This is a genomic window from Nocardia sp. bgisy134 (assembly GCF_057708325.1).
This window is the reverse complement of record NZ_JBYIRW010000038.1, coordinates 1-22507: the sequence shown is the minus strand read 5'-3', so window position 1 is coordinate 22507 and position 22507 is coordinate 1. Positions and strand designations below refer to the sequence as shown.

At 64.8% G+C, this 22507-nt stretch carries 24 protein-coding genes and 1 pseudogene; 14 read left to right on the top strand and 11 right to left on the bottom strand.

Annotation, left to right across the window (positions count from 1 at the left end; genetic code table 11):
- Positions 1-567 precede the first annotated feature (567 nt).
- Positions 568-1752: an alanine--tRNA ligase-related protein gene (locus AC3ERS_RS36045; protein WP_431972634.1), complete on the top strand. Its 1185-nt coding sequence runs from the start codon at positions 568-570 to the stop codon at positions 1750-1752.
- 333 nt (positions 1753-2085) lie between these two features.
- Here AC3ERS_RS36045 and AC3ERS_RS36040 read toward each other — a convergent pair whose 3' ends face one another.
- A complete protein-coding gene (locus tag AC3ERS_RS36040) occupies positions 2086-2763 on the bottom strand; it encodes a TetR/AcrR family transcriptional regulator (protein ID WP_431972636.1) in 678 nt (225 codons plus the stop codon).
- Positions 2764-2963: 200 nt separating this feature from the next.
- Here AC3ERS_RS36040 and AC3ERS_RS36035 point away from each other — a divergent pair, with 200 nt between their 5' ends.
- The 4 genes from AC3ERS_RS36035 (at position 2964) to AC3ERS_RS36020 (ending at position 7852) form a co-directional block, all read left to right on the top strand.
- Positions 2964-3716, top strand: coding sequence for a cutinase family protein (locus AC3ERS_RS36035; protein ID WP_431972633.1), 753 nt, complete (start codon positions 2964-2966; stop codon positions 3714-3716).
- A gap of 356 nt (positions 3717-4072) precedes the next feature.
- Positions 4073-5254 carry a PucR-like N-terminal domain-containing protein gene (locus AC3ERS_RS36030; protein WP_431972632.1) on the top strand — a complete coding sequence of 394 codons (1182 nt, stop codon included), beginning with the start codon at positions 4073-4075 and terminating at the stop codon, positions 5252-5254.
- A 319-nt stretch (positions 5255-5573) separates the two neighbouring features.
- Positions 5574-6176 carry a cutinase family protein gene (locus tag AC3ERS_RS36025; protein ID WP_431972631.1) on the top strand — a complete coding sequence of 201 codons (603 nt, stop codon included), beginning with the start codon at positions 5574-5576 and terminating at the stop codon, positions 6174-6176.
- A gap of 305 nt (positions 6177-6481) precedes the next feature.
- Positions 6482-7852 carry a lipase family protein gene (locus AC3ERS_RS36020; RefSeq protein ID WP_431972630.1) on the top strand — a complete coding sequence of 457 codons (1371 nt, stop codon included), beginning with the start codon at positions 6482-6484 and terminating at the stop codon, positions 7850-7852.
- 392 nt (positions 7853-8244) lie between these two features.
- On the opposite strand, the gene AC3ERS_RS36015 is transcribed toward AC3ERS_RS36020, so the two are convergent.
- Positions 8245-8424, bottom strand: coding sequence for a hypothetical protein (locus AC3ERS_RS36015; RefSeq protein ID WP_431972629.1), 180 nt, complete (start codon positions 8422-8424; stop codon positions 8245-8247).
- 179 nt (positions 8425-8603) lie between these two features.
- Here AC3ERS_RS36015 and AC3ERS_RS36010 point away from each other — a divergent pair, with 179 nt between their 5' ends.
- A complete protein-coding gene (locus AC3ERS_RS36010) occupies positions 8604-9377 on the top strand; it encodes an SDR family oxidoreductase (RefSeq protein ID WP_431972628.1) in 774 nt (257 codons plus the stop codon).
- A 190-nt stretch (positions 9378-9567) separates the two neighbouring features.
- Here AC3ERS_RS36010 and AC3ERS_RS36005 read toward each other — a convergent pair whose 3' ends face one another.
- Entirely contained in the window at positions 9568-10149 is a 582-nt protein-coding gene (locus tag AC3ERS_RS36005; protein WP_431972627.1) for a CGNR zinc finger domain-containing protein, read from the bottom strand.
- 101 nt (positions 10150-10250) lie between these two features.
- On the opposite strand from AC3ERS_RS36005, the gene AC3ERS_RS36000 reads away from it, so the two are divergent.
- From AC3ERS_RS36000 to AC3ERS_RS35990, 3 genes are all read left to right on the top strand, one after another.
- Positions 10251-11114: an SDR family NAD(P)-dependent oxidoreductase gene (locus AC3ERS_RS36000; RefSeq protein WP_431972626.1), complete on the top strand. Its 864-nt coding sequence runs from the start codon at positions 10251-10253 to the stop codon at positions 11112-11114.
- 171 nt (positions 11115-11285) lie between these two features.
- Positions 11286-11534, top strand: coding sequence for an ATP dependent DNA ligase (locus AC3ERS_RS35995; protein WP_431972635.1), 249 nt, complete (start codon positions 11286-11288; stop codon positions 11532-11534).
- Positions 11535-11745: 211 nt separating this feature from the next.
- Positions 11746-12126: a hypothetical protein gene (locus tag AC3ERS_RS35990; RefSeq protein ID WP_488186881.1), complete on the top strand. Its 381-nt coding sequence runs from the start codon at positions 11746-11748 to the stop codon at positions 12124-12126.
- A 741-nt stretch (positions 12127-12867) separates the two neighbouring features.
- Here the strand turns inward: AC3ERS_RS35990 and AC3ERS_RS35985 are convergent.
- Positions 12868-13191: a putative quinol monooxygenase gene (locus tag AC3ERS_RS35985; protein WP_431972624.1), complete on the bottom strand. Its 324-nt coding sequence runs from the start codon at positions 13189-13191 to the stop codon at positions 12868-12870.
- Between the two features lie 226 nt (positions 13192-13417).
- Positions 13418-13834: a hypothetical protein gene (locus AC3ERS_RS35980; RefSeq protein WP_431972623.1), complete on the bottom strand. Its 417-nt coding sequence runs from the start codon at positions 13832-13834 to the stop codon at positions 13418-13420.
- 127 nt (positions 13835-13961) lie between these two features.
- Between AC3ERS_RS35980 and AC3ERS_RS35975 the strand changes: the two genes are divergently transcribed.
- Complete coding sequence (locus AC3ERS_RS35975) at positions 13962-15050, top strand: serine/threonine-protein kinase (protein WP_431972622.1); 1089 nt, start codon at positions 13962-13964, stop codon at positions 15048-15050.
- Positions 15051-15088: 38 nt separating this feature from the next.
- Here the strand turns inward: AC3ERS_RS35975 and AC3ERS_RS35970 are convergent, their stop codons facing one another.
- Positions 15089-15301 (bottom strand): hypothetical protein, encoded by a 213-nt coding sequence (locus AC3ERS_RS35970; RefSeq protein WP_431972621.1) that lies wholly within the window; start codon positions 15299-15301, stop codon positions 15089-15091.
- Positions 15302-15345: 44 nt separating this feature from the next.
- Positions 15346-15759 (bottom strand): MarR family winged helix-turn-helix transcriptional regulator, encoded by a 414-nt coding sequence (locus tag AC3ERS_RS35965; protein ID WP_431972620.1) that lies wholly within the window; start codon positions 15757-15759, stop codon positions 15346-15348.
- A gap of 98 nt (positions 15760-15857) precedes the next feature.
- Between AC3ERS_RS35965 and AC3ERS_RS35960 the strand changes: the two genes are divergently transcribed.
- On the top strand, positions 15858-16637 hold the full coding sequence (locus AC3ERS_RS35960; protein WP_431972619.1) for an alpha/beta fold hydrolase: 780 nt from the start codon (positions 15858-15860) through the stop codon (positions 16635-16637).
- A 44-nt stretch (positions 16638-16681) separates the two neighbouring features.
- Positions 16682-17212, top strand: a pseudogene (locus AC3ERS_RS35955) (transposase); the annotation flags it as partial.
- A gap of 97 nt (positions 17213-17309) precedes the next feature.
- Here AC3ERS_RS35955 and AC3ERS_RS35950 read toward each other — a convergent pair.
- From AC3ERS_RS35950 to AC3ERS_RS35940, 3 genes are read right to left on the bottom strand one after another with little or no spacing between them, the layout of a single operon-like run.
- The gene (locus AC3ERS_RS35950) at positions 17310-18881 is read right to left on the bottom strand and encodes a hypothetical protein (RefSeq protein ID WP_431972618.1); all 1572 of its coding nucleotides are present in this window, start codon (positions 18879-18881) and stop codon (positions 17310-17312) included.
- Complete coding sequence (locus tag AC3ERS_RS35945) at positions 18881-19210, bottom strand: helix-turn-helix domain-containing protein (protein ID WP_431972617.1); 330 nt, start codon at positions 19208-19210, stop codon at positions 18881-18883. Before AC3ERS_RS35945 ends, AC3ERS_RS35950 begins: the two co-directional genes overlap by 1 nt.
- Positions 19207-20283 (bottom strand): tyrosine-type recombinase/integrase, encoded by a 1077-nt coding sequence (locus tag AC3ERS_RS35940; protein WP_431972616.1) that lies wholly within the window; start codon positions 20281-20283, stop codon positions 19207-19209. The genes AC3ERS_RS35945 and AC3ERS_RS35940 overlap by 4 nt, the downstream gene beginning before the upstream one ends.
- A gap of 170 nt (positions 20284-20453) precedes the next feature.
- On the opposite strand from AC3ERS_RS35940, the gene AC3ERS_RS35935 reads away from it, so the two are divergent.
- Positions 20454-20579, top strand: a complete 126-nt coding sequence (locus tag AC3ERS_RS35935; protein WP_431972615.1) for a hypothetical protein — start codon at positions 20454-20456, stop codon at positions 20577-20579.
- 340 nt (positions 20580-20919) lie between these two features.
- Here the strand turns inward: AC3ERS_RS35935 and AC3ERS_RS35930 are convergent, their stop codons facing one another.
- Positions 20920-21372 (bottom strand): MarR family winged helix-turn-helix transcriptional regulator, encoded by a 453-nt coding sequence (locus AC3ERS_RS35930; RefSeq protein ID WP_431972614.1) that lies wholly within the window; start codon positions 21370-21372, stop codon positions 20920-20922.
- Positions 21373-21454: 82 nt separating this feature from the next.
- On the opposite strand from AC3ERS_RS35930, the gene AC3ERS_RS35925 reads away from it, so the two are divergent.
- Positions 21455-22381, top strand: a complete 927-nt coding sequence (locus tag AC3ERS_RS35925) for a zinc-binding dehydrogenase (RefSeq protein WP_431972613.1) — start codon at positions 21455-21457, stop codon at positions 22379-22381.
- The last annotated feature ends 126 nt before the right edge of the window (positions 22382-22507 follow it).

Sequence of the window (22507 nt, the reverse complement as noted above, 5' to 3'; positions counted from 1 at the left end):
CGGACCGGCGACCGCAGCCGTTGCCGGACGGATCGACCGTCCCTGGAATTTGGTATGAACATCACCGCGTGGTTGGCCCTCGAGTATCGAAAGACGGTGTGTCAGTTAGCTCTCGGGGTGACGTGTGCCCTGGCCGGGGCTGCCTAGCATGAGGTCCGCCAAGCTGTTGGAGGACAAATGCTCGGATTCGGGAAGGTTCTCGGCTCTGTGTGCGTCACGGCGGCGTTGACGCTGTGCGCGTGCGGGACTGGCAGCGACGTGAGTACCCCAGCACCACCCGGCTACACCGATGTGCGCCTCATCCTGCAATTGACCGGTGCCTGATCACTCCATCGGCCGATAAATGGGTCGTGCTTCGCAGGGCCTGGTTGCTACCATGCAGTCATGAAGGTCAATTCACGAATCGCTGCCGCGGCCGCACGAGCTCTCAGCTCGCTGGTCGCTGCCGCCTGACCTCTTCTCCCATGCCGGCGACCGGAAACGGTCCGCTGGTGCGCGTCGGTCTTGTTGCCGGACTTGCCATGTGCGGTCGCTTCCGGTCGATTTCACATCGATGGAGCAACCACCATGATCACCACAGACCAGACCGTTCAGACCTTCCTCGACTTCTTCCACGAACGCGGGCATGAACTCACGCCGGGCGGATCGCTCATTCCGTCGCCGGGGGATCCGGTGCTGTTCACCACCTCCGGGATGCACCCGTTGACCCCATATCTGATGGGCCGACCCCAACCGCTGGGCCAGCGACTCACCAGCCTGCAGCGATGCCTGCGCACCACCGATCTCGAGGAGGTCGGTGACGACACCCACCTCACCGTGTTCGAAATGCTCGGGTCCTGGTCACTCGGCGACTACGGCGGCCCGCAGAGCCTGCGTTGGGGATTCGAACTGCTGCGCGACGGCTTCGGCATCGACCCCGGCCGGATATACGTCACGGTGTTCGGCGGTGACGAACAGGTCGAGCCCGACCACAAGTCGCGGCGCACGTGGGATGAGCTGGGCCTACCGGTCGAACCGACCACTGACGAGAACTGGTGGTCCAACGGCCCGACCGGACTCTGCGGACCCGATTCCGAGATCTTCGTCTGGACGGGAGACGAAATGCCGCAGGGCACACCGACATCCGATAACCGGTGGGTGGAGGTGTGGAATCACGTCATGATGCGATACGTCCGGCATCCCGACGGCAGCCTCGAACCAATGTGTCGGCCGGGCATCGACACCGGCCTGGGTTTGGAACGGCTGGTGCGAATCCTGGGGAACACGCAGTCCGTCTTCGAGATCGACGTTTTCCAGCCCTGGCTGACCACCCTGCCCCGAATCTGGAGCCCGCTGGACGAACCGTCGCTGCGACTGCTGTCGGACCATCTGCGATCCAGCATCGTCGTCCTCGGCGACCGGGTCACCCCATCCCCGTCCGGTCGCGGTCATGTACTCCGCCGTTTGATCCGCCGCACCCTGACCACGCTGTGGCGCGACGATCCGACCCGCACCCTGTCCGACCTGCCGATCGAGCTGGTGGAACACACCCTCGGGAACTTCCGGCAATCTGTTCACTCCCACGAGGTGCGCACCATCCTGCTCGATGAGGAACGCAAATTCGATCTGCTGCTCCAGCGCGGACGAAAGGTATTGTCCCACAGCCGTTTCACTGAACCCTTGACCGACGACGACTACCACTACCTGCACGACACCCACGGCCTGCCCCGCGATCTCGTGGTGTACCTGAACACCGAAGCCGGTGTCAGTTGACATATCAGGGCTGTGACAGGGCGAGCAGGTCCAACGGTTGTGCAAGTTCTGATGCACCAGAATAGGTCAGAATGCTCTAAGGAGTGTGTAACCGATATGTCACCCCAGCGAGTCGTACCATCTCCGCACTCCATGTAGCCGGAGCTGCGGATCACCCGTCGAGCTGATGCGGACTGACACGATCCCGCGCCTGATCTCGGGACTTCAAGGTTTCCCGACGGCAAGTCAAGAGCGCGACCGAGGCGGGGCGAGCCGCTACTTCGATCTACGCTCAGTGCCGGGCGCCGAACACGGTTTCCATTTGGACTGCCACGACACCCGCCGGCCGAATCCTCATTCCGCGGGCTGGCGCGCTTCCCTCGCGCCGACCATGCGCAGGGCGGTTTTTGCGTGGTGGTCACCGAGCTCGACGGGGGTGCGGTGATGGCCGGGTCGGTACCAGCGAGCGGTGTCGACGCAAATCGACAGCACCGCGATGCTGGTGGTGGCGATGTCGGGGACATCGAACTCGCCGCGTTCGACGCCGTCGGTCATGATGTCGCGCACGAGTTGGTTGAGTGCCCGCTGCTTGTCGAAGATCTCGGCTTGATGTTCGGGGGTCAACGCGTCGAGCTGATTGAGCACCACCCGTACCGACGCTCCGTGGTGGGCGAGCCACGCGGTGAGCGCACAGACCAGTGCGCGCAGGCGGTCGGTGGGTACCTGCGAGCTGTTTGCCGCCAAGACCGAAATTTCTTCGGTGAGGTCGAGGGCTGCGACCGCAATCCGGTGCAGTATCTCTTCTTTCGTCTTGAAGTGGACAAAGATCGCAGCCGGGCTCAGTCCCGCCCTAGCAGCGATTTCGCGGGTCGTTGTCGCATAGAAGCCGCGTTCGGCGAACGCTTCGATCGCGACGTGAAATATCCGGCGATAGCCCGCAGGGAATCTATGCCGCTCGATCTGCTGTTCCAGCGACCGGTTGAGGAGGCCCGGTAGAGCCTTCGCGGCTTCCTCTGCTGGTGTCGGCTTCATTCCCACGAGTCCCAACGTAACGACTCATCCTCGGTGCCAACAGGATTGGCTCCAATTTAGCTGGAGATTCGCGGCGAAGCAGATCGTTGACGGTCGTATTACCCGCCAGTACGGTGATCCGCGTCACGAGGTGACCGACCGCTTAGTAAGAAGCGGATCGGGGACCCTCCTCAGGTCGACACGAAGAAGTGTGATTCGCTATGGGCAATTGGAAGTCGTTCCCGCGCAACAGGTTCAGCCACGTTGCGCAGGTGTGTGCAGTCGTCTTGATGCTGGGAGGTGGCGCTATGGCTTCGGCAACGGCGGACCCGTCCACGACCGCACCTTCGACCACGGCACCGTCCACCGCCGCACCGGCACCGACCACGACCGCATCGCCCAGGACCGCGGCCGCGACGTGCACCGATATCGACGTGGTCGCAGCCAGGGGAACCTTCGAAGCCGAGGGCTTGGGTCGCATCATCGGCGAGCCGTTGTATGCCGCACTGCAGAAGGCCTTGACCGGCAAGACCACCAGCTCGTATGCGGTGGACTATCCTGCTAGCCTCATCCAGCCCTGGTCGGTGCAGCAAGGCAACCGCGACTTGGTCAACCACTTGAGCAGCCAAGCAGCAGCCTGCCCGCAACAACGCTTCATCCTCATCGGCTACTCCCAGGGCGCCAACGTAGTGGACAACTCGATCGGCATCAGCAGCGCGGGCGCTGTGGTCGGAGGTGACATCGCGGCCACGATCCCAACCGCGATCGAACCCAAAGTCGCCGCACTGCTGTTGTTCGGCAACCCGATCCGCGCCCTGGGGAAGAGCGTCACCGGAACCTACGCCAGCCGCACCCGCGACTTCTGCGCCTCCGGGGACCCGATATGCCAGGCCGGCGGCCTGAACGGCGCCGCTCACCTCCTCTACGGCAACGACGCCGCAGCGGCAGCCGCATTCGCGGCAACCAAGGTGTAGCCGGACGCCAGCAGCCCCGTTCCTTCCCGAACCAGGACAGGAACGGGGCTGCTCTGTTGCCGCGGCCACACAGCACGGCGACAGCCATCCGCAGATGCCGCGCCCCGCGAGTGACCGGTGAGTCCGACCCGAACATCGAGTGGCAATCGGAGCCAGCAAAGGACACGGCCACCGCGTCCTGTATCCGGAGTGGGCAAGGGCAAACACGATCATGCTGATTCCACGGTTACCGCGCGGTCTCCGCCGCGACCGCGGGCGTGCACACTGCACGTCATCAACGAGAATTCAGGGGTATGAACCGCATTCGGACCAACGGTGCACCGACACTTGCACCTGCTTCGCGGAGCCTTCCGGCCGTGTGGGTTCCACCTGATCTGGCCCAGCGGCTGCGAGATCAGCTCGGTTCCGTAGCCGCCGAGGTCGAGGACGCCGTCCGCGCCCAGGTCCCGGAGTATGCCCAGGCCGAACATGCCTTGGGCGACAAACTCCGCATCGGTGTGGTCCAGGCGCTGACCCTGTTCGTCGAGTATGTCGCCGAATCGCGTGGCCAGGATCAGGAGATTATGGCGGCGTACTACGAACTGGGGTGGAATGCGGCCCGTGAAGGCCGAAGCCTGGAAGCGGTGCAATCGGCGCTACGGGTGGGAGGCCTGCATGCCTGGCGGTTGATGGGCCGCACCGTAGAGAAAGTAGGGCTGGACTCCGCAGTGGTCTCGACGCTGGGTGAGTTGGCGTTTCGCACGGTCCACGAAGTCGCCGAGGCGGCGTCGGCCGGCTACGCAGAGGCGCGGCTACGCGACTCCGACGAACTGGAACGCCGCCGTCGGCATCTGCTCGATCTGCTGATCGGTGACTCGCCCACATCGCCGGATGTCATTCGCGAGCTGGCCCACAGCGCTCGATGGAACATACCCGAACATGTCGCCGTCGTGGTTCTCGCAGCACGGGACTCGGACGATATCCGCGAGAACCCGACGCCGACACTGCTCGACGCCCTAACTGATATGGATGCGCACCCACCGCGGCTACTGCTTCCGGACCCGAACTCAGGGCGAATCAGCGAGCGGGCCCTGACCCTCGCACTGCGCCATCGCCCAGCAGCGATAGGCCCGACCGTGCCGCTTTCCGAGGCAGCGAACTCACTGCGCTGGGCAACACGTGCTCTGCGCCTAACCGAGAACGGCATCCTCCCCGGCGGGGGCATCCTGCGATGCGCAGATCATCTCTCGACCCTGCTGCTGCACAGTGACCAACAACTTCTGCGCCACCTCAACGCGCGTGCCCTCGCCCCCATCAGCGCGCTGCCGGAGGCTCAGCGCGCGCGCCTCTGCGAGACACTTCTGATGTGGCTGCTCCTCGGGAGCAATGTCGCTGAAACAGCCGTCCGCCTCAATGTCCACGCGCAGACGGTCCGGTACCGGCTTCGGCAGCTCGAGGAACAATTCGGTGACGCGCTCTACGACCCGCAAACGCGGCTCGAGCTGATTCTCGCCCTCCAGGCCGTCCCCTTCCCGACAGCGAGTACGGTCACCGGCTGACTTGCATCGGTGACAAAAGAGCGCGCCACCCTTGTCCGCGGATGACAAACACTGGCACGATATTCCACTCATCGCACCGCAAAAGATCGCTGAATTCCTTTGCTATCGGGCATAGCTCCCGTTCGAGGCTGACGCATAGATTCGTAGCACCCGATCACCGGTGCACCACGCGCCTCAACGTGAAGGAACCACCTTGAAGTTCGAATCTGTTACCGCAGCGCCCATTTCGAGGATGGTCGCTAGGTCGGCGCCGGAGCGCCGTACCCGATGGACCGCCGCGTTGGTCGCTGTGGCTGGGCTCGTGATCACAGGCACCACGGTGGGCTTCCCGTTCAGCGCGGCGACCGCATCGGCGGCCTCGTGCACAGACGTCGATGTCACCTTCGCACGTGGCACCCTGGAGCTGCCCGGCCTCGGCATTGTCGGCGGCCCGTTCACCCAAGCTCTCATCGCCGAACTGCCCGGCAAATCTGTAACCACCTACGCTGTCGACTATCTCGCCGACCCCGCCCAGCTCAGCGCGGGATCCGGAGCAACGAAAATGACCGAACATGTCATTTCAGTGGCGGCGCGATGCCCGAATACGCGTTTCGTCATCGGCGGATACTCCCAGGGCGCTACCGTGACCGACATCGCGGCTGGCATCAAGACCGTCCTCGGTTCCGGCACAGCCATCCCCGCCTCGCTTGCCTCGCGCGTCGTCGCCGTCGTGACCTTCGGTAACCCGATTCGGCTCACAGGTAAGACCATTGCCGCCGGCAGTCCCACATACTCGCCGAAGTGGGCCGACTACTGCGCTTCCGGAGATCCGGTGTGCAACAACGGGGTGAGCGCTCTGGATCACGTCGCCTACATCGTCGACGGCTCCACTGAGGCGGGCGCGAAATTTGCAGCCGCCCGCGTACTCTCAGCCACCAGCTGACCCTGGACGGCAGCGACGTCCACCCGCGTGGGCCATTGCTCACAGGCCGTCGGCAATGCCGGTCGGGCCCACACGGCGAGGGCAGCCGGCTGGATCCTCGAATCAGCACGAGCTGAATGAGCCCGCGGGTCGAAGCCTCCGTCTACGATGCCTTGATCGCGTCGTACAGCGGGTAATCCGTTGCGCAACATACCAATTGATGACTCCAGATCAACCCCATTGTCGGGTTGACCTATTGCGGTGAGCGGTCCGGATCATTCCCATCAACAGATCCTCCGATGCGGGGATGATACGAGGAGCTCGCGATGACCACTGTCCGAGGACGATTCTTCGGCTGGTCGCCAGTCCCGGGGACGGACCGACCAGAGCTACCGTCACAGGATGCGTTCTGGCGTGCACCAGCCAACCTTGCGGCCCATCCACCCGGCACGATCCTGCGCAGCCGACCCGTGAAAATTGCACTGATGGGCGTTGTTCCGCAACAGGTTTCGGCCTGGCAACTGCTCTACCGCAGCAACGATCTGCACGGACAGCCGGAGGTAGCGGTGACCACCGTAATGCTTCCCAACGGCGCGGCCCGCGGAACCAACCGACCTCTGCTGGCCTTCCAGTCCGCTATCGACGCGGTCACTGACCGCTGTGCACCCTCATACGCGCTGAGACGTAGCGCGCGAGCACTGGGGTCTGTCACCCAGCTGGAGTGGATGTTGGTCGCTAACGCCCTGCGTCGCGGTTGGGCCGTGAGCATCGCCGACCACCAAGGGCTGCATGGCAACTTCGGGGTTCCTCGCGAGCCTGGCTACCGCGTCCTTGATGGAATACGCTCAGCGCTCAGGTTCGGGCCTCTCGGATTGAACATCGATACCCCCGTCGCGGTGTGGGGCTACTCAGGCGGCGGTATGGCGAGTTCCTGGGTAGCGGAGATGGCACCGACTTATGCACCGGAGCTCGATATCGTCGGCGCGGTCCTCGGTGCGCCGGTAGGGGATCCAGGTGAAGTGTTCGCGCGTCTCAACGGTGGATATTTCGCGGGTTTCGGGGCAATCGTGATCGCGGCGATACGTCGTATCTACCCCATTCTGGATCGAATCATCGACGAGAACCTCAGCCCCGAAGGACTCGAGTTTCTCGAACAGGCGGCCAGGATGACTCCCGTGGCGGCGATCTGGCGGCTGGCCAGTCAGAATGTCGACGACTTCCTCCGTCGGCCATTGGCCGAGATATTGGCCGAACCGGACCTGCAATCGATGCTCGGCGATCTCCGATTAGGTCATAGGACGCCTGCCTGCCCGCTGCTGGTGATCCAGCCTGTGCACGACCAAGTCGTCCACCTCGAGTGTGTCGAGGGCCAGGTCGACCGATATCGCCGAGGAGGTGCCACGGTCACCTATGTGCGCGATAGCTTGAGCGAGCATTTCACGTTGCTGCCTTTGTCGACGCCGATGAGTCTGAATTGGCTGGAGGATCGTATCGCGGGTATCCCGGTCACGGACACGCGCACCCATACGTTCCGGTCTGTCGCGCTGACGTTGGCAGGCATACGCGGAATGGCTGAAATAGTCGCAACCGGAACCAGGGTCGTACTTGGACTGTCACTGCACGAAAAAGTCCCACGCCTGCCGGAAGCACCTTCTCGCTCGCACGCTCAGCCTGCCCTGCGGAGTACTGAGCGCTGATTGGTGACCGATCGGCGCCAAAGCCCAGCCGCGCACGACAGTAACCAGCCAGGGACAACTCGACCCATCCTGAAATCGGCAATATGGTGCGTTTGGCCGACCCAGAGGAGTAGGGCCAGTTGATCTTCCATAGCCCAGCGCTGGTTGCTTCGGACCGCGCGGAATCGCCCAGCGGCTGACGCGAGTTCGGGGATTCGTGGCCGAAAGCGCTGGCCTGCAACGAGCCCGCCAGCGTGGCAGCTGGCGGGCTCGGTGAGGGGCAACGGGCCGTCTCCGTCGTGGACGCGGCGAACAATGTCGTCCACAGACCGGCTCGGCGGGATCCGGCGCGCCGCGACCACGCCACCTGCGTGAGACTTTCCGCTCACGCCCACCTGTCACCGCTCACCGGCTCAGGCGAGCATTTGAGGAGTGCGTAACCGATATGTCACCCCGGCGAGCTGGGCAACTTCCTCGCGGCGCAGCCCCGGCATTCGGCGTACCCCGCCCGTGCCGCCGATCTGCATGTCATCGACGTTCAGGCGCGCGCGGCGGGTGCGTAAGAACTCCTTCAGCTCGGCATTGTGCTCCATGGATCCAGTCTGACGGACACGGCAGCCACAGATCGCAACCAAGGTCGGTCTGCTGGACCCAGGTTCGCCGAACCTAGGTCGAGCAAGGCGCAATTAGGCCGGCCGCGGCCCCTGTTCCCGCTGTTGTATCGAATGCGCGGCGCATCCGCCGCGGACGACACACAGGAGAGATCACACCCATGACTACTCACAACACCTCCCCGCTCGCCGGCCGCGTTGCCGTGGTGACCGGTGCCTCCAGCGGCATCGGCGCGGCCACTGCCAAGCGGTTGGCCGCGTCCGGGGCGGCGGTGGCCGTGCTCGCACGCCGGGCCGATCGGCTCGAACTCCTGGCCGAGGGGATCGAACAGGCGGGCGGGACGGCGCTGGCCCTGACCGTCGACGTCACCGATGCGCAGGCCCTGCGCACCGCGGCCGAGCGGGTGGCCGCCGAACTCGGTACCGCCGATCTGCTGTTCAACAATGCGGGTGTCATGCTGCCCGCACCCGTCGAGGAGCTGCCGGTCGAGCAGTGGCAGCAGCAGATCGATCTGAACGTGACCGGCCTGATGAATGCCATCGGCGCGTTCCTACCGCAATTGATCGCCGCGGCCGCGGACAAGGGCGTGGCCGACCTGGTCAACACGTCCTCGATCGCCGCGCAGAACCTGTTCCCGAATTTCGCGGTGTACTCGGGCACCAAGGCCTACGTGACGCACCTGTCGCGGACCCTGCGCGCGGAACTCGGCGCCAAGGATGTTCGTGTCTCCGCGATCGAGCCGGGCATCGTCGGCACGGAACTGCAGAGCCACGTCACCGACGCCGGCGCCCACGAATGGCTCGAGAGTTCGAAACAGGCGATGACCTGGCTCGATCCGGAAGATATCGCCGAGGCCGTCAACTTCCTGGCGTCCCAGCCCGCGCACGTGAACCTGCAGCAGGTCACGATCATGCCGACCCGGCAGCCGTCGTAAGCCATTCATCCGGGACGGCGGGGTGCCCCTTGCGCAGTCGGGTGGTTGCCGCAGTGACAGGCGTCGGGTCTCACGCGACGCCTGTCGTCGGCGGGAACGCTTGCCGCGCTGGCTCCGAACCTGATCTGGCGGCTCTCGATGCTCTGGCCGGCATTGCCGCAGCGGTCGATGTTCTGGTGGACCGAGTCCTTCAGGAGCTGGCTTGCTTGCGGCGCTGCCGAAGAGCGCGCATCGACACCTGCGATCCGCATCCGGGGCTGCAGTAGCGCGCCGCCCGGTTGCGGGTGCGATCGATGAAGCCGAAGTGGCACGGCGGATTGCAGCATGCCTTGATCCGCATCCAGTCCCCGCGCTGCGCCGTCTCGGTCACCGCGGCGAGAACGGCACCCAAAGCGCCGGGGACACCGGTCGATCCGGCGAGAAGCTGAGCCGTTTCCGCGGTGACGACCGTTGTGAGCGGATAGCGCACACCGGCCTGCAGCAGATACCGTTCCGCCTCGGCGATCTGGGCGTCACCGATATCTGGATCACCCGAGTGTGTCAGCAGCACCGTGACCAATGCGTCGCGAAGCTCACGCGCAGCCACCGCGTCGGAGTCGGTCACCACGATGGCGGCGTCGACCAGGCCATGCTCGATCGCCCAGTCCGCGAATCCCGAAGCAGTGCCGAAGACCTCGACACGCCCCGCGCCGTCGGCTCTGGTGTTGACGAACTGCAACACCAAGGCAGCCGCATCATCGCTCCACTTCGGTGCCTCACGCGTCGCCTCCACTCCTCCACGATACCAACACGACAAGCGGCTAACCCAGTTGATCACAACATCTGCGCTGAAACGACTTGAAACGTTGTTAGCTAAACGGTTACGCTCACAACATGACGAATGCAGGAAACACCCCACCGATCTGGTTCATCACCGGCGCCTCCTCGGGCATCGGACGCGAGCTCGCAGTTCAGGCGCTGACGGCCGGAGAAACTGTGGTCGCGGTGGCTCGACACACCGAAACTCTCTGTGACTTGGGAGAACCCGACCGACTTCTCACGATCGAGGCAGACGTGCGCGACGAGACAGCCGTCGCGAAGGCGGTCGAGCAGAGCGTGGCTCGCTTCGGCCGCATCGACATCGTCGCCAACCTCGCCGGCTACGGACTCTTCGGAGCGGTCGAGGAAGCAGCCGACGCGCAGGCACGGGCGATCTTCGACACCAACGTCTTCGGCGTACTCAACGTGCTGCGCGCGACACTGCCGGTGCTGCGGGCCCAGCGGTCCGGGCACATCCTGCAGGGCTCGTCCTACTACGGCCAGACCGCAGATCCCGGCGTCGGGCTGCTCGCAGCCACCAAGTACGCCGTCGAAGGGCTTTCCGACGCGCTCGCAGCCGAAGTGGCGCCACTCGGAATCCACGTGACTCTCGTTCAGCCCGGCCTCACCGCAACGCCTTTCCTGTCCAACCTCGACACGGCTACAGCAACCCACGCCGACTACGACCAGACGGTGCGCGCTCTACTGCTGGCGATCCAAGCGCTGCCGGCATCGGCGTTCTCCGGCGTCGATCGCGTGGCCGCCGCCATCCGCACAGCCGTGGCCGGCGACACCCCGCCCCGCCGCCTCGCCCTGGGCATCGCCGGCGCCGACAGTATGCGCACCGCGCTCACCGCACGCCTCGCCGAACTCGACGAATGGGCGACCCTCACCAGCCTGGTCGACGCCGAGCCCCGCGTTCACGTCCACACCGGATAGACAACCCCCGCAGGCTGCGGCCGCTGTTGCAGGATTGCCGACGTGGTCGGCAAAGTAACGGATGACCGGGCCGCGGACCCTGGTCGCCCTGAACCCTCAGCGCTTGGTGCGTGCCAGCAGTCACCGTTGGTGGTGGACAGACTCGTGTCGGTCCACCACCGCCGGGACCGGATGGAAAATCGCCGGACGGCGCAGTCTACGCACCCGCCTGAACGAACTCGCCCGCCCCGACACACCTTTCGACGCGCCGCCGCCGTGCTGGCGCACTGGGTCGAGCCCGAGTTGGTCGCCGATATCGAATACCGGGAAGCTACCCCCGAGGGACTGCGTCATCCCAGCTGGCGGGGTATCCGTATCGACAAATCCCCCGCCGAGATCAAGACACCGGATCTCTGCAGCTCGGCGCACAAGTCGACATGACCTGGTTGGGCCCACATCGCCGTGGCCGAGTAGCCTCATCTCCGATCGTTCGAAACATCAAGGGGGAGAATCCATCATGCGTCGTCACCTAGGGGGATTCACCGTCGGCATCGCAGCGGCAATTGTGAGCCTGGCGAGCTCGGGCACCGCCGCCGCTTACCCGAACATCTACGAGGGACTCGAGATCGGCGAGTGCGCCCTCTACGATCGCATGAACCAGGTCGGCGGACCCGCCGATTGCGATTCTGTACAGGCGAATTATCGCCTGGTGGAGAAGTATCAGCTCGCGCCGGAAACCGCGGGCATGGAATGCGGTGATCCGATGGCCGCGGTCTCCTACCACCATCGCACCGATGACGGCGTCCGCTTGGCCCTCTACTGCTTCGCCAACAACTTCCGGGTCGGTGATTGCTGGAACTTCACCGATGTCAGGGAAAGGCGTCGCGTCGACTGCGACGCGCATGAACCTGAAACAAGCCGCCTCACAGCGGTTTACGAAGGCGTCTCGAACGCTGCCCGCTGCCACGACCAGAACACCGACGCCGTGGTCTGGGACAAGCCTCGGCTCACCGTCTGCACCACACCGGGCTAGGGCTACTACACGAACATCGTCGATCACTTCGTGGTGATCACGAGGTCTCACGCTGCCCTGCTCGCGCTGACGGTGACCGACTGACAGCGTCTGACCAACTCGAGCCGTCCATCGGACGACCCGACGGGGCGTGTTCCTCCGACACGCTCACCGTTTGGACACGCCGATCCGGTGACGTCACTTTTCATCGATGAAAACAACACTTGGACCTGCTCCCTGACGTCGCGGTCCACCGATGAACGACGTTGGAATTCACCGGCACAGCCAGGCAGTGATCGCGCGCGTAGTCGATGTCGCTGTGCTCGATCGTTTGTTGGCCTCTTTGCCTCGCCTGCACGTTGAGCGATTATCCGGCCGAAGACATCGTCAGATGCACATAGCTACATAGAACCATTCCACTGTAAGAGCACCTCTGTTTGGCTGCCGGTTGACGATTACCCAGCCCCAGCTCCCGGCCTCGGCTGTCGCAGGCCCAGCAGGGCGCACTTCATACAACAATGGAACGGCCGCTTTCCACGCGCCACGGCGACGTAGAACAGCTCACCGGCGGCTCGCCGAAGACACTGGGTGAGTATCTGCCAGGCCCACTGATCCCCGGCGAGCCGCACCGAATTACCTCGGTGCTCATGGCCATCGATCAGCACCCAATCCGAGCGCTGACGATACCGTCATCAAGACAGTCGCCAGAACGCCCACCACTCCAGCGAAGCCGGGCTGCGATGCGGCGTTTCACAGACGCGGCTATTCGACGGTCATCTCCCCCATTTCGGACCAGTCGGTGGCATCGATGGTCTGACTGATAATGCGCGGGGTCTGCGCGAGGGCCGCGGGAAGTTCGGCCATTGCGGCCTTGAAGTGAGGGCTGCCGACGTGTGCACTGCCGGCGGCCTGGTCTCGGAATGCCTCCACCAGGACGAATTCGGTCGGGTCGTCGACGCTGCGAGACCAGTCGAACCAGAGGTTGCCCTCCTCGGCTCGGGTAGCCGCGGTAAACGAGCCGACGATGTCGAGCCATTCGTCCGCCCGTTCGGGCTTGGTCTTGAATTTGACGACGATGAAGATCATCACGCGCCTCCTACGGTTGGTCGGGATGCCGCGACACAGCCACTGGCTGGTTCAAGGCTACGACGGGAGATGCTCAGGAACTCAGCTGGCCAAAGACGGTGTCTCATGTCGCCGATTTCGCTTTCGCGACCTTCTCGTAGCGGGTGAGTGCGGCAGCGAGTGAAGCTCATGTCCCTGGCGGCTTCGAACAGGTCGAGTACGGGAAACCGGTTGACCGGCCCGTGCTTCAGCGGGTGAGGCCGGCCTCATGGTCGGCGGCAGCGATTGCGTCGTGAAAGCGCTTGTGGACCCAATGGCGCTGGCCCAGGATGTTCACCTGCCCCCATAGGCCGGAGACCGGACCGAGCTGGGTGTGTCGCGGCAACGCGCCCACCAGCTGCTGCGGCTTGGCGCCGCCCGACAACTTGCTGCTCTCCAGCACATATATGGCGTTCTGAGTGACTGCCACGCAACGGTACTTGTTCCAGAACATCGTAAGACCAGTGAGATATGTGATGAGGAAGAAGACGAAGCTGGGCGCGGTCTGGCAGATGAACACCTGCCGGATTTCACTGCCTGCGGGAAGCAGGGGTGCCGAACGCTCGACCAGGTCCTTCCGTGACTTCGACCGCGCTGGACGATCCGGGTCGGGGCTGCTTGTCACTCGAAAATTCTTACCACGTCCGCCCTGAGACCGTGTCTTCGGTGGATTTCCGGCGAAGTCCGCGAGCATTGTTGCGACAGGGATGATTCGGGGAGAGATCTGGGCTCCGATGTGATAGTCGTACAGGGTGGATGGGACTCCATTCGGGCGGTACCGGCTGCTCGAGATGCTCGGCGCGGGTGGAATGGGGCAGGTCTATCGGGCCTACGACACCGAGACCGATCGGGTGGTGGCGCTCAAAGTGCTGGCGCAACATCTGGCGCACGACCCCAAATATCGCGAGCGATTCCGGCGGGAGGCGCACGCTGCGGCGCGGTTGAGCGAACCGCATGTCGTCCCGATCCACGACTATGGCGAGATCGACGGGCGCCTCTATCTGGACATGCGGCTGGTCGAGGGTCACGACATCGCCGCCCTGCTCGGCACCGGACCGATAGCGAAAGACACTGCGGTGGAGTACATCCGGCAGATCGGCTCGGCCCTCGACGCAGCGCATCGGGCCGGGCTCGTGCACCGCGATGTGAAGCCCTCGAACATCCTCGTCACCGCGGGCGATTTCGCGTACCTGATCGATTTCGGGATCGCTGTCGGCAGCGGCGACTCCAGCTTGACCACCACCGGTGCGGCAATCGGCAGTTTCGCCTACACCGCACCGGAACGGCTCCTGCACGGCGCCTGCGACGCCCGCTCGGATGTGTACTCCCTGACTTGTGTTCTGTACCAATGCTTGACGGGCTCCCAACCATTCCCCGGGGACAGCATCGAGCAGCAGATCACCGCCCACTTGAACGCGCCACCGCCACGACCGTCCGCATCGGCAGCGGTGCCTGCCGCATTCGACGCGGTCATCGGGCGGGGAATGGCGAAGAACCCCGACGACCGTTATCGCACGGCGGGGGACCTGGCCACGGCGGCGCGAGCCGCGCTCCGCGCCGCACCCACAGCGACACCCGCACCGTCCAGGCCGGCCACCACTCGGATCAATCCGGCCTCGCAACCACGAAGCCGCAACCGGCCCGGACCGACGTGGATCGTCGTCCTCGTCGTCGTGGCCGCCATCGCCTGGTGGGTGACCAGCGATCGTACGCACCACGACTCACCCCCCACGAGCCCGACATCGGTCACCTGCGCCACTGCGGCACCGACATCGGCGAGCAACCCGGGCGTCCCCACCGCACCTGCGCTGGGCTCGCCGTCCGGGTCGTGTGCGCGCTGAGCTTCCGCTGCGATCGCCACGGACACGAAGTAGCACAATCACGCCGCTGCTCCGACAATCATCCCGTCGTGGCTTCGCTCGTCATCGCGGTGACCGGTATCAGCAGAATCGCCATCGGTATCGCGACGACGAACGTCAGCAGCAGGCAGAAAAGCGAGGTCGAGGAGCCTGGCGGCGAGGCGACCGGTCACGGGCGGATCGACATGCCCCGTGACCGCGACAGCATCTTCGAGCCGCAGATCGTCAAGCAACGGTCGTGCTCGGACCTGACGCCCTGGCTCTGCTGTCGCGACAACTACTCTCCCGCGGCGGCTGCGATCAGCAGGCGGTACAGCACTGCGCGATCGGTCGAATCCAGTACGCCGATGGTCTCTTTCAACACCTCGTCCATCAAACTCGCGCCTGCGCGGCGCACCCGCTCCCCCTCACCCGTTGGCCGATGCCGCACGGCTCGTCCGGGGCTGGCGACGCGTTCCAGCAGGCCGCGTTCGATCATGCGGGAGGCCAGCGTCCCCATCGACTGGTCGGTCTGAAAAGTCAACTGCGCCAGTTCGTGCAGCGACGCCTCCGGACGCTCATGCAGATTCCGCAGCACATCCCACTGCGCGATCGACAAGCCCACCTCGGCCAGCCGACGATTGGCCTCCCGATGGTGTCGCCACTGCAGGCGCTTCACCGCCTGCCCGAGTTGCTGCAACGAGGGTTCCACCGGCCGATCATAACCCACGAAATCAGGTTGTTGATATAAGGAACCTTATATAAGCTTGCTTACATCGTTGGCTTGCCCAGAAGAACGGAAACACTCCGATGACCATCCACCGCTTCACCCTCGACAACACACCCATCGAGCTGACCGTCACCGACCACTGCAATGGACGGCCAGTGCTCCTGCTGCACGGCGGCGCCGGGCCACTCTCGGTGTCCGGCTTCGCCGCGTTGCTGGCCGACCGCTTCGAACGGCGGGTGATCGTCCCCACTCACCCCGGTTTCGACGGCACACCGCGGCCCGAAACCCTCACCACCATTGCCGATTTGGCGCGGCTGTACGTGGAGCTGCTGGATCGACTGGAATTACCCGATGTCACCGTGATCGGCAATTCCCTCGGCGGCTGGATCGCCGCCGAGATCGCCCTGCTGTCCAACGAACGAGTCGGCAGGGTGGTCATCGCGAACGCCGCCGGCCTGGATCTCCCAGCCACCCCGATCGCGGACTTCTTCGCCCTGACCATGGACGAGGTCGCCGACCTCAGCTACTGCCACTCCGACGCCTTTCGCATCGACATGAATTCCCTTCCCCCGCAACGACTCGCCACCATTGCGGGCAACCGCGCCACCCTGCAGACCTACGGCGGCACCGCCATGACCGACCCCACCCTGCTCGACCGCCTCCCGGCCATCACCACCCCAACACTGATCACCTGGGGTCAGTGCGACCGCATGATCCCTCTCACGCACGCCACCGCCTACGCGAACGCGATCCCCGGGGCACGCCTCGAAATCATCTCCGACGCAGGACATCTCCCCCAATCGGAGTCCCCCGACACCCTCGCCCGCCTCGTTATCGAATTCGACGGGAGTGCCGGATGAACGGCCCACTTTCGGTGGTGATCAGGTACCGGTGACGGCACGATGTGCCGGTGTTTTTGGTGAATGTTGCTGCCGTCGTCGTCTTTTCATGGTTACGCCCATTGGTGGTTCAGGATGTGGTCGATGAGGGCGAGCGGATCTTGGTGCGGGCGCGGACGCCGGATAGTCCAGCCGCTTGCCCGGGCTGCGGCGCAGAATCAACGCGGTTGCACGCGAGTCACCATCGGACCGTGGTCGACGTTCCGGTCGACGGCTGGTCCGTCATGCCACGGGTCCGAGTTCGGCGACCGGTGTGCCCAACACAGAACTGCCGCAGGACGTTTCGAGAACAGGTGCCCGGTGTCCTCGGCCGCCATCAGCGTCGCACCACACGTGTGACGCAGCAGGTGCAGTCGGTCGTGCGCGAGATGGCCGGACGAGCCAGTGTGCGGCTGCTGTCAGCGATGGCGTTCCGGTTGTCGCGTCATACCGCGATCCGGGCGCTGCTGGGTATTCCGCTGCCGAATCGGCCAGTGCCGAAAGTGCTGGGCGTCGACGACTTCGCGTTGCGTCGCGGGCAGCGGTATTCCAGCGTGCGAAAGCCCGGAGTTCAGCGGAAGTGAAGGAGTTTCAGTGGGAACTCGAGGGCCGGAGGGCTTTCAGACCGAGGATAGTGCTTGAGTTCGTGTTGATTCAGGGGGTCTGGTGGAGTTCGGCGGGTGTGGTGAGGAGTTGGCGGGCGGCGGCCGCGTAGCGGATGGCGGTGCCGGGGCTGATGCCGAACACGGCGGTCAGGTGGAGTGGGTCGGGGCCGTGGGTCAGTGATTCTTCGAGCTGGCGGTCGATGTGGAGGCGGTCGAGGGTGGCGGTGAGTCCCCAGAACGCCTTGGTGATCCAGACTCGCCCGACGGGGATGTCGCGGACAGCGGTGACGCGGTTGATCAGAACGTGGGGGTTGGCGGTGCTGGGCCAGTGCGTATGGCGGTAGGCCAGCCATTCGGTCAAGGCCCGATGGGTGAGGTCGTCCAGCGGACGGGTTCGGTCGGCGATGGTGAGTTTGCGGTTGCCGAGGTCGATGTCGTCGAGTTTGAGTCGTCCGATGTCGGTGGTCCGTGCGGCGTGGATTGCGGCGAGGGCGAGGGTGAGTCGGGCAGCTGGTGTGGTGGCAGCGTTGGCTGCTTCGGTGATCGCGGCGCGGTTCAGGGGCTGCAGGACGCTGTAGGTGTTCGGCCCGACCGGGATCCGAGCGGTCGGGTTGCGGAAGACGACACCGGTTTTCTTGGCGAAGGCGAATAGGGACCGCAGAGCGATCAACGTGTGACGCCGCCGGCTGCCGCGCAAGGCATCCGTGACCGCGAGGATGTCGTCGCGGGTCACTTCGCGGAGGTGGTCGTAGCGGATGGACCAGTCGAGCAGAGCTGGCCGGATGGAGTTGAGGTAGGCCCGCCCGGTATGCGGGTCGCGGCGCCGGGTGCGGCGCCCGCCATGTTGGAGTGCTCGGGTCCAGTTCTCGACCTCGCGGCTGATGCCGGGTGTGACGCCGTCGAGCTTGCGGTCGAGCCAGGTGTCGAACGCGGGAACACGGTCGTCATCCAGCAGCGCGAGGTGGTTGAGGACTTCCGCGACGCGCCCGTGGTGGCGAACGATGGTCGCGAGTTCGGAATAGCGGACTTTCTCGCCAGGGACACGACGGGACAGCACGACGACCAGTCCGTGTCCGACGGCTTTGATCAGCCAGTGCGACCATCCACGTGCTTCGCCGAAATCTCTTGCGATGCAACGGGCTTGAATAACGATCGGATCTGCGGGGTCTGCATGGGTGTTGCGGTCGAACCGGCTGTAGTCACGGCGAAGATCCAACGGCAAGCACAACTGCTGCCCAGGCGGAGCCGTCGTCGTCGCGGGCTCGAGCGGGCGGGCCCGCTGGCCGCGTGTCCCAGCTTTGCCGAGACGAACCCTGCCGGGCACCCGGTAATGGTCGCGGTGCATGCGGGCGAAGAACAGCTGCTGATAGCGCACCGCGCGCAGAAAAGGTTCGGAGACTGCGGTTTTCCCGGCCGCCTTGGCGGCGGCGAGTGCCTGGGTCCGACACAAGCGGCAGTAGCCGTCCTTGACCGGGACGATCCGACGGCAGGCGTTGCAGCGACCGGAAGGGTGCAGGTTGCGGAAGGTATAGCAGGAGCGGCAACAGGTGCCGGGCAGCACGCCCCAGCACAGACACTCCGCGCAACTGGCCGCCGCCTTGTCCGGCCGGATCCCGCCCATCAGATCGGCGGCAGAGAACGACCGTCCCGGCGTTTGGGCACCACCTGCCCGCTGGAAGCCGATAGCGCGGCTGGCGCGGCGTCCGCGCCGTCGGGTTGGCGGCTGACCTTGTCGGGTTCGGGGAGCAGCAGCTCGCCGACCTCGCAATTCAAAACGGTGCAGATGACATCCAGGTCGGCCAGTTTGATACTGGTCAGCGAGTCGGTCGACCACAACCCCGACATCTTCCCGGCGCTGATGGTCAGCCCGTGCTCGGCGAGCATGCGCTGGAGTTCGCTGGCCTTCCAGATACCACGGTTGGCCGCGGCCAGACGCAGGTTCCATTTCACGACAACAGCCCTCCCAGCCGGTCCGCCGCGCGTTGCTGGCCGGCGATCCAGGCATCTTCGATATGCGTGCGGTGGACATGGATGTAGTGCATCGTGGTCGCGACCCAAACATGGCCGAGGGTCTGCTGGATCGCGATCAGATCCATCCCAGACAGATAGAGCTGGCTGGCGCAAAAGTGCCGCAGGACATGGGGAGTGAGTCGATCCGACCACTCCGGCAGATGCCGTGCGGCCGCGCCCGCCAGTGCGGCCCGCAGTGTTTCACTGCTGATGCGGGCCGCCGACCCATCAATGTTCTTGCGTTCGGACGGGAACAGGGGCGCGCCGAGACGGCGATGGTCGTCGCCGAAACAACACCAGACGTCCTCGACGAACCAGCGCAGAGCCCGGTCAGCGTTGTTGATCAGCGGCACCATCCGCTCACGGGGCCCACTGCCACGAGTCCCTTTCCCATGGCGCACATGCAATTTGCCGAACCGGCCCAGATCCCACTTCACATCCGCCAGGTCGAGGCTGCGGGTCTCGTTGACACGGATCCCGACATCCGCCATCAGCCGGGCCGCGGCGAAATTGCGGGCCGTCGGCGCGAACTTGCGGCAGCTGATCAGCTCCTGACGCCAACCGGTGAACAACCGGTCGATCTGCTCGACACTGGGCGGGATCCGCAGCGCGGCGCGCTGCTGCCCGCGTGGCCGGTTGATCTCGTCGATCGGGCACTCGACGACTCGCCCTGTCAGAATATGGATTTCGACTGGATAGCGCAGTTCCAGGAAGCTGAAGTAGGTCTTCAGCGCCTGTGCCCGCGCCAGCGAAGTGTTCCGCGGCGCCGACCGCAACACACGACCGAAATATGCGTCGGCATCCGCGGGTTCCATATCCCATAACGGGCGCCCGAACCACGCCCGGATCTGCTCGAGATTCGACAAATCGGCGCGAATCGTGTTGTCGGCCAATCCTGCTGCCGCTCGCGCGAGTACGAAGCCCGACAGCGCATCGGTCTCGAACTCGGCGATCTGCTCCGGGCTCGCCGGAACCCGGCGATCACGCAGTTCCCGCACCGCGGCCAATCCCACCCGAACCTCCTCGCCTTCACCATCCATGCACGAGCGACGGAGAAGACGATAGAACTTCAGAAAGCCTGAAGAAGGCTCAATCAGCCGAATGATCTCTCTATCGACCGAAACCCGCTGGCCTGGAGATTGATCGCTGCCTCTGACCTCAGGGAACTCCGGGATTGTTTCTTATGATCGACGCCGCCACCCACGAATGGATCGACGTGCTGCCCGATCGCAAGCTCGATTCATCGCGGGCATGGTCATACGAACATCCCGGTGTCGAGATCATCGTGCGCGACGGCTCTACCGCCTGATGCCAGGGGTGCCCGACGGGCGCTCCCCGGGGCCGTGCAGGCCTCCGATCACTGGCATCTGTCGAACAGGCTGGGCCGGGTAGTGGATTAGGCGGTCGTCGCCCACAGCGCTTGCTGGGCCGAACACGGACCGAAGCGGTTGACGGGCGAGCAATCCACGCTCGAGCGCTGGCATGCCATTCACGACGGGTCCGCTGTCCTGTGCCAGATGAGTTGGCGCACAAGCTAATGCCTGTTTTCCGAGGTCGGCCCGTCACCGGTCTCCGATCCCGGCCCGTGATCGCCGGTGGTGTTTCCCTGCTCGGCGTTCCCGTATCGGGGTCGGTGCGTTGATCTGGGCTCACAGTGCGTTCGTCGACCCTTCTTTCCCGTTGTCCCCCGTTGGCCTTCCCGAAAGGGAATCGAGCAGTTGTGTGAGCACCTGGCGGTCGTCCTCAGCTAGACGTGCGGTATAGGGCGCGAGGGCCGCGTGGATCTCCTCCTGCACCCGTTGCACGAGTTCGCTGCCCATCGGAGTGATGAACACATCGACCACCCGGCGATCCTGCGGCGACTTGCCCCGCGCCACGAGGCCTCGACGCTCTGCCCGTTCGACGAGGCCCGACATCGTGGACTTGTCCAGCCCCAGGAACGCCGCCAGATCGGTCATGCGCGGTCGGCGGTCGCGCAGCAGGCCGAGCAGCCGCAGTTGGGTGAGGGACAGATCGTGCTCCGAACCGATGCGGGTGAGCACGGCCATCACCCGGAATGACGTCCGGACGAGAGCGTCCTCGAGCGCGTCGTCAGATCCCATGCCCGGATCCTACTTGACATAGTTTGCATTACCAACCAAACTCAATTTAGTTTGCAATACCAATCAAATACGAGGAGTTGCCATGCACGCCGCTGTTGTCACCAGCTTCGACGCTCCGCCGCGGTACAGCGAGTACCCCGCCCCGGTCGCCCAGCGGGAGAACGAGATGGTCGTGGACGTTCTCGCGGCAGGTTTGCACCAACTGGTCAGGGCTCGGGCGAACGGCACGCACTACAGCAGCACCGGCACGTTCCCGTTCGTTCCCGGCGTCGACGCCGTCGTACGCGACCAGCACGGAAATCTCAGGTACACGGTGGTGGACGACAGCGACCTGGGCACGCTCGCCGAGCAGACGGTGATCGACCCCCGCCGCAGCGTGCTACTGCCGGACGACGCCGACCCGGTGCGCATCGCCGCCGCGATGAACCCGGCAATGTCGTCCTGGGTCGCGCTGCGTCGCCGTATCGCGTTCCGGAAGGGTCAATGCGTCCTCGTCCTCGGCGCCACCGGCAGCGCCGGCCGGATGGCGGTGCAGATCGCCAAACGGTTCGGTGCCGCATACGTGATCGCCGCCGGACGCAACGCTTCCCGGCTCGAGGCACTGCACGACCTCGGCGCGGACGAAACAGTGACCTTCGAGCGCGCCGACCGCGCCGCCGACGTCGACATTGTCATCGACTACGTGTGGGGAGAACCGTCCGCCCGAGCGATGACCGCGATGATCACCGCCCGCCGCGACCGCAGCGCTCCGCTGGACTGGATCCAGATCGGATCCGTCGCCGGTCAGACGATTCCCGTCGACTCCTCGCTGCTGCGCGCGTCGCGGCTGCAGATCTGCGGCAGCGGAATCGGCTCGGTACCGGCCCGCGACTTCCTCGCGGAGCTGCCGGAACTCGCCGCTGCGGTGCACACCGACGCGATCGCCGTGCAGGCCCGTCCCGTGCCCCTCGCTCAGGTCAGCGAGACATGGAATGCCCAAACCGATGACCGCATCGTTTACGTCCCGTAGCGCACCAGCCCGCCAGTCCACCGCCGTACGTACCGCATGACACCACCTGCCGGGGCGGGCACCTCATCGGCACCAGGGTGCCGTCCACGATGACCACCTGGTCCTCGGCGTGATTGGCCACGTAGA

Bases quoted from the DNA above. Each gene is read 5' to 3' on its own strand.
- AC3ERS_RS36010 (WP_431972628.1), top strand. From the start codon at position 8,604: ATGACTACTCACAACACCTCCCCGCTCGCCGGCCGCGTTGCCGTGGTG.
- AC3ERS_RS36035 (WP_431972633.1), top strand. From the start codon at position 2,964: ATGGGCAATTGGAAGTCGTTCCCGCGCAACAGGTTCAGCCACGTTGCG.
- AC3ERS_RS35925 (WP_431972613.1), top strand. From the start codon at position 21,455: ATGCACGCCGCTGTTGTCACCAGCTTCGACGCTCCGCCGCGGTACAGC.
- AC3ERS_RS36020 (WP_431972630.1), top strand. From the start codon at position 6,482: ATGACCACTGTCCGAGGACGATTCTTCGGCTGGTCGCCAGTCCCGGGG.
- AC3ERS_RS36000 (WP_431972626.1), top strand. From the start codon at position 10,251: ATGACGAATGCAGGAAACACCCCACCGATCTGGTTCATCACCGGCGCC.
- AC3ERS_RS35935 (WP_431972615.1), top strand. From the start codon at position 20,454: ATGATCGACGCCGCCACCCACGAATGGATCGACGTGCTGCCCGATCGC.
- AC3ERS_RS36040 (WP_431972636.1), bottom strand. From the start codon at position 2,763: ATGAAGCCGACACCAGCAGAGGAAGCCGCGAAGGCTCTACCGGGCCTC.
- AC3ERS_RS35930 (WP_431972614.1), bottom strand. From the start codon at position 21,372: ATGGGATCTGACGACGCGCTCGAGGACGCTCTCGTCCGGACGTCATTC.
- AC3ERS_RS35995 (WP_431972635.1), top strand. From the start codon at position 11,286: ATGGAAAATCGCCGGACGGCGCAGTCTACGCACCCGCCTGAACGAACT.
- AC3ERS_RS35950 (WP_431972618.1), bottom strand. From the start codon at position 18,881: ATGGGCGGGATCCGGCCGGACAAGGCGGCGGCCAGTTGCGCGGAGTGT.
- AC3ERS_RS35985 (WP_431972624.1), bottom strand. From the start codon at position 13,191: ATGATCTTCATCGTCGTCAAATTCAAGACCAAGCCCGAACGGGCGGAC.
- AC3ERS_RS35990 (WP_488186881.1), top strand. From the start codon at position 11,746: ATGAACCAGGTCGGCGGACCCGCCGATTGCGATTCTGTACAGGCGAAT.
- AC3ERS_RS36045 (WP_431972634.1), top strand. From the start codon at position 568: ATGATCACCACAGACCAGACCGTTCAGACCTTCCTCGACTTCTTCCAC.
- AC3ERS_RS35960 (WP_431972619.1), top strand. From the start codon at position 15,858: ATGACCATCCACCGCTTCACCCTCGACAACACACCCATCGAGCTGACC.
- AC3ERS_RS36015 (WP_431972629.1), bottom strand. From the start codon at position 8,424: ATGGAGCACAATGCCGAGCTGAAGGAGTTCTTACGCACCCGCCGCGCG.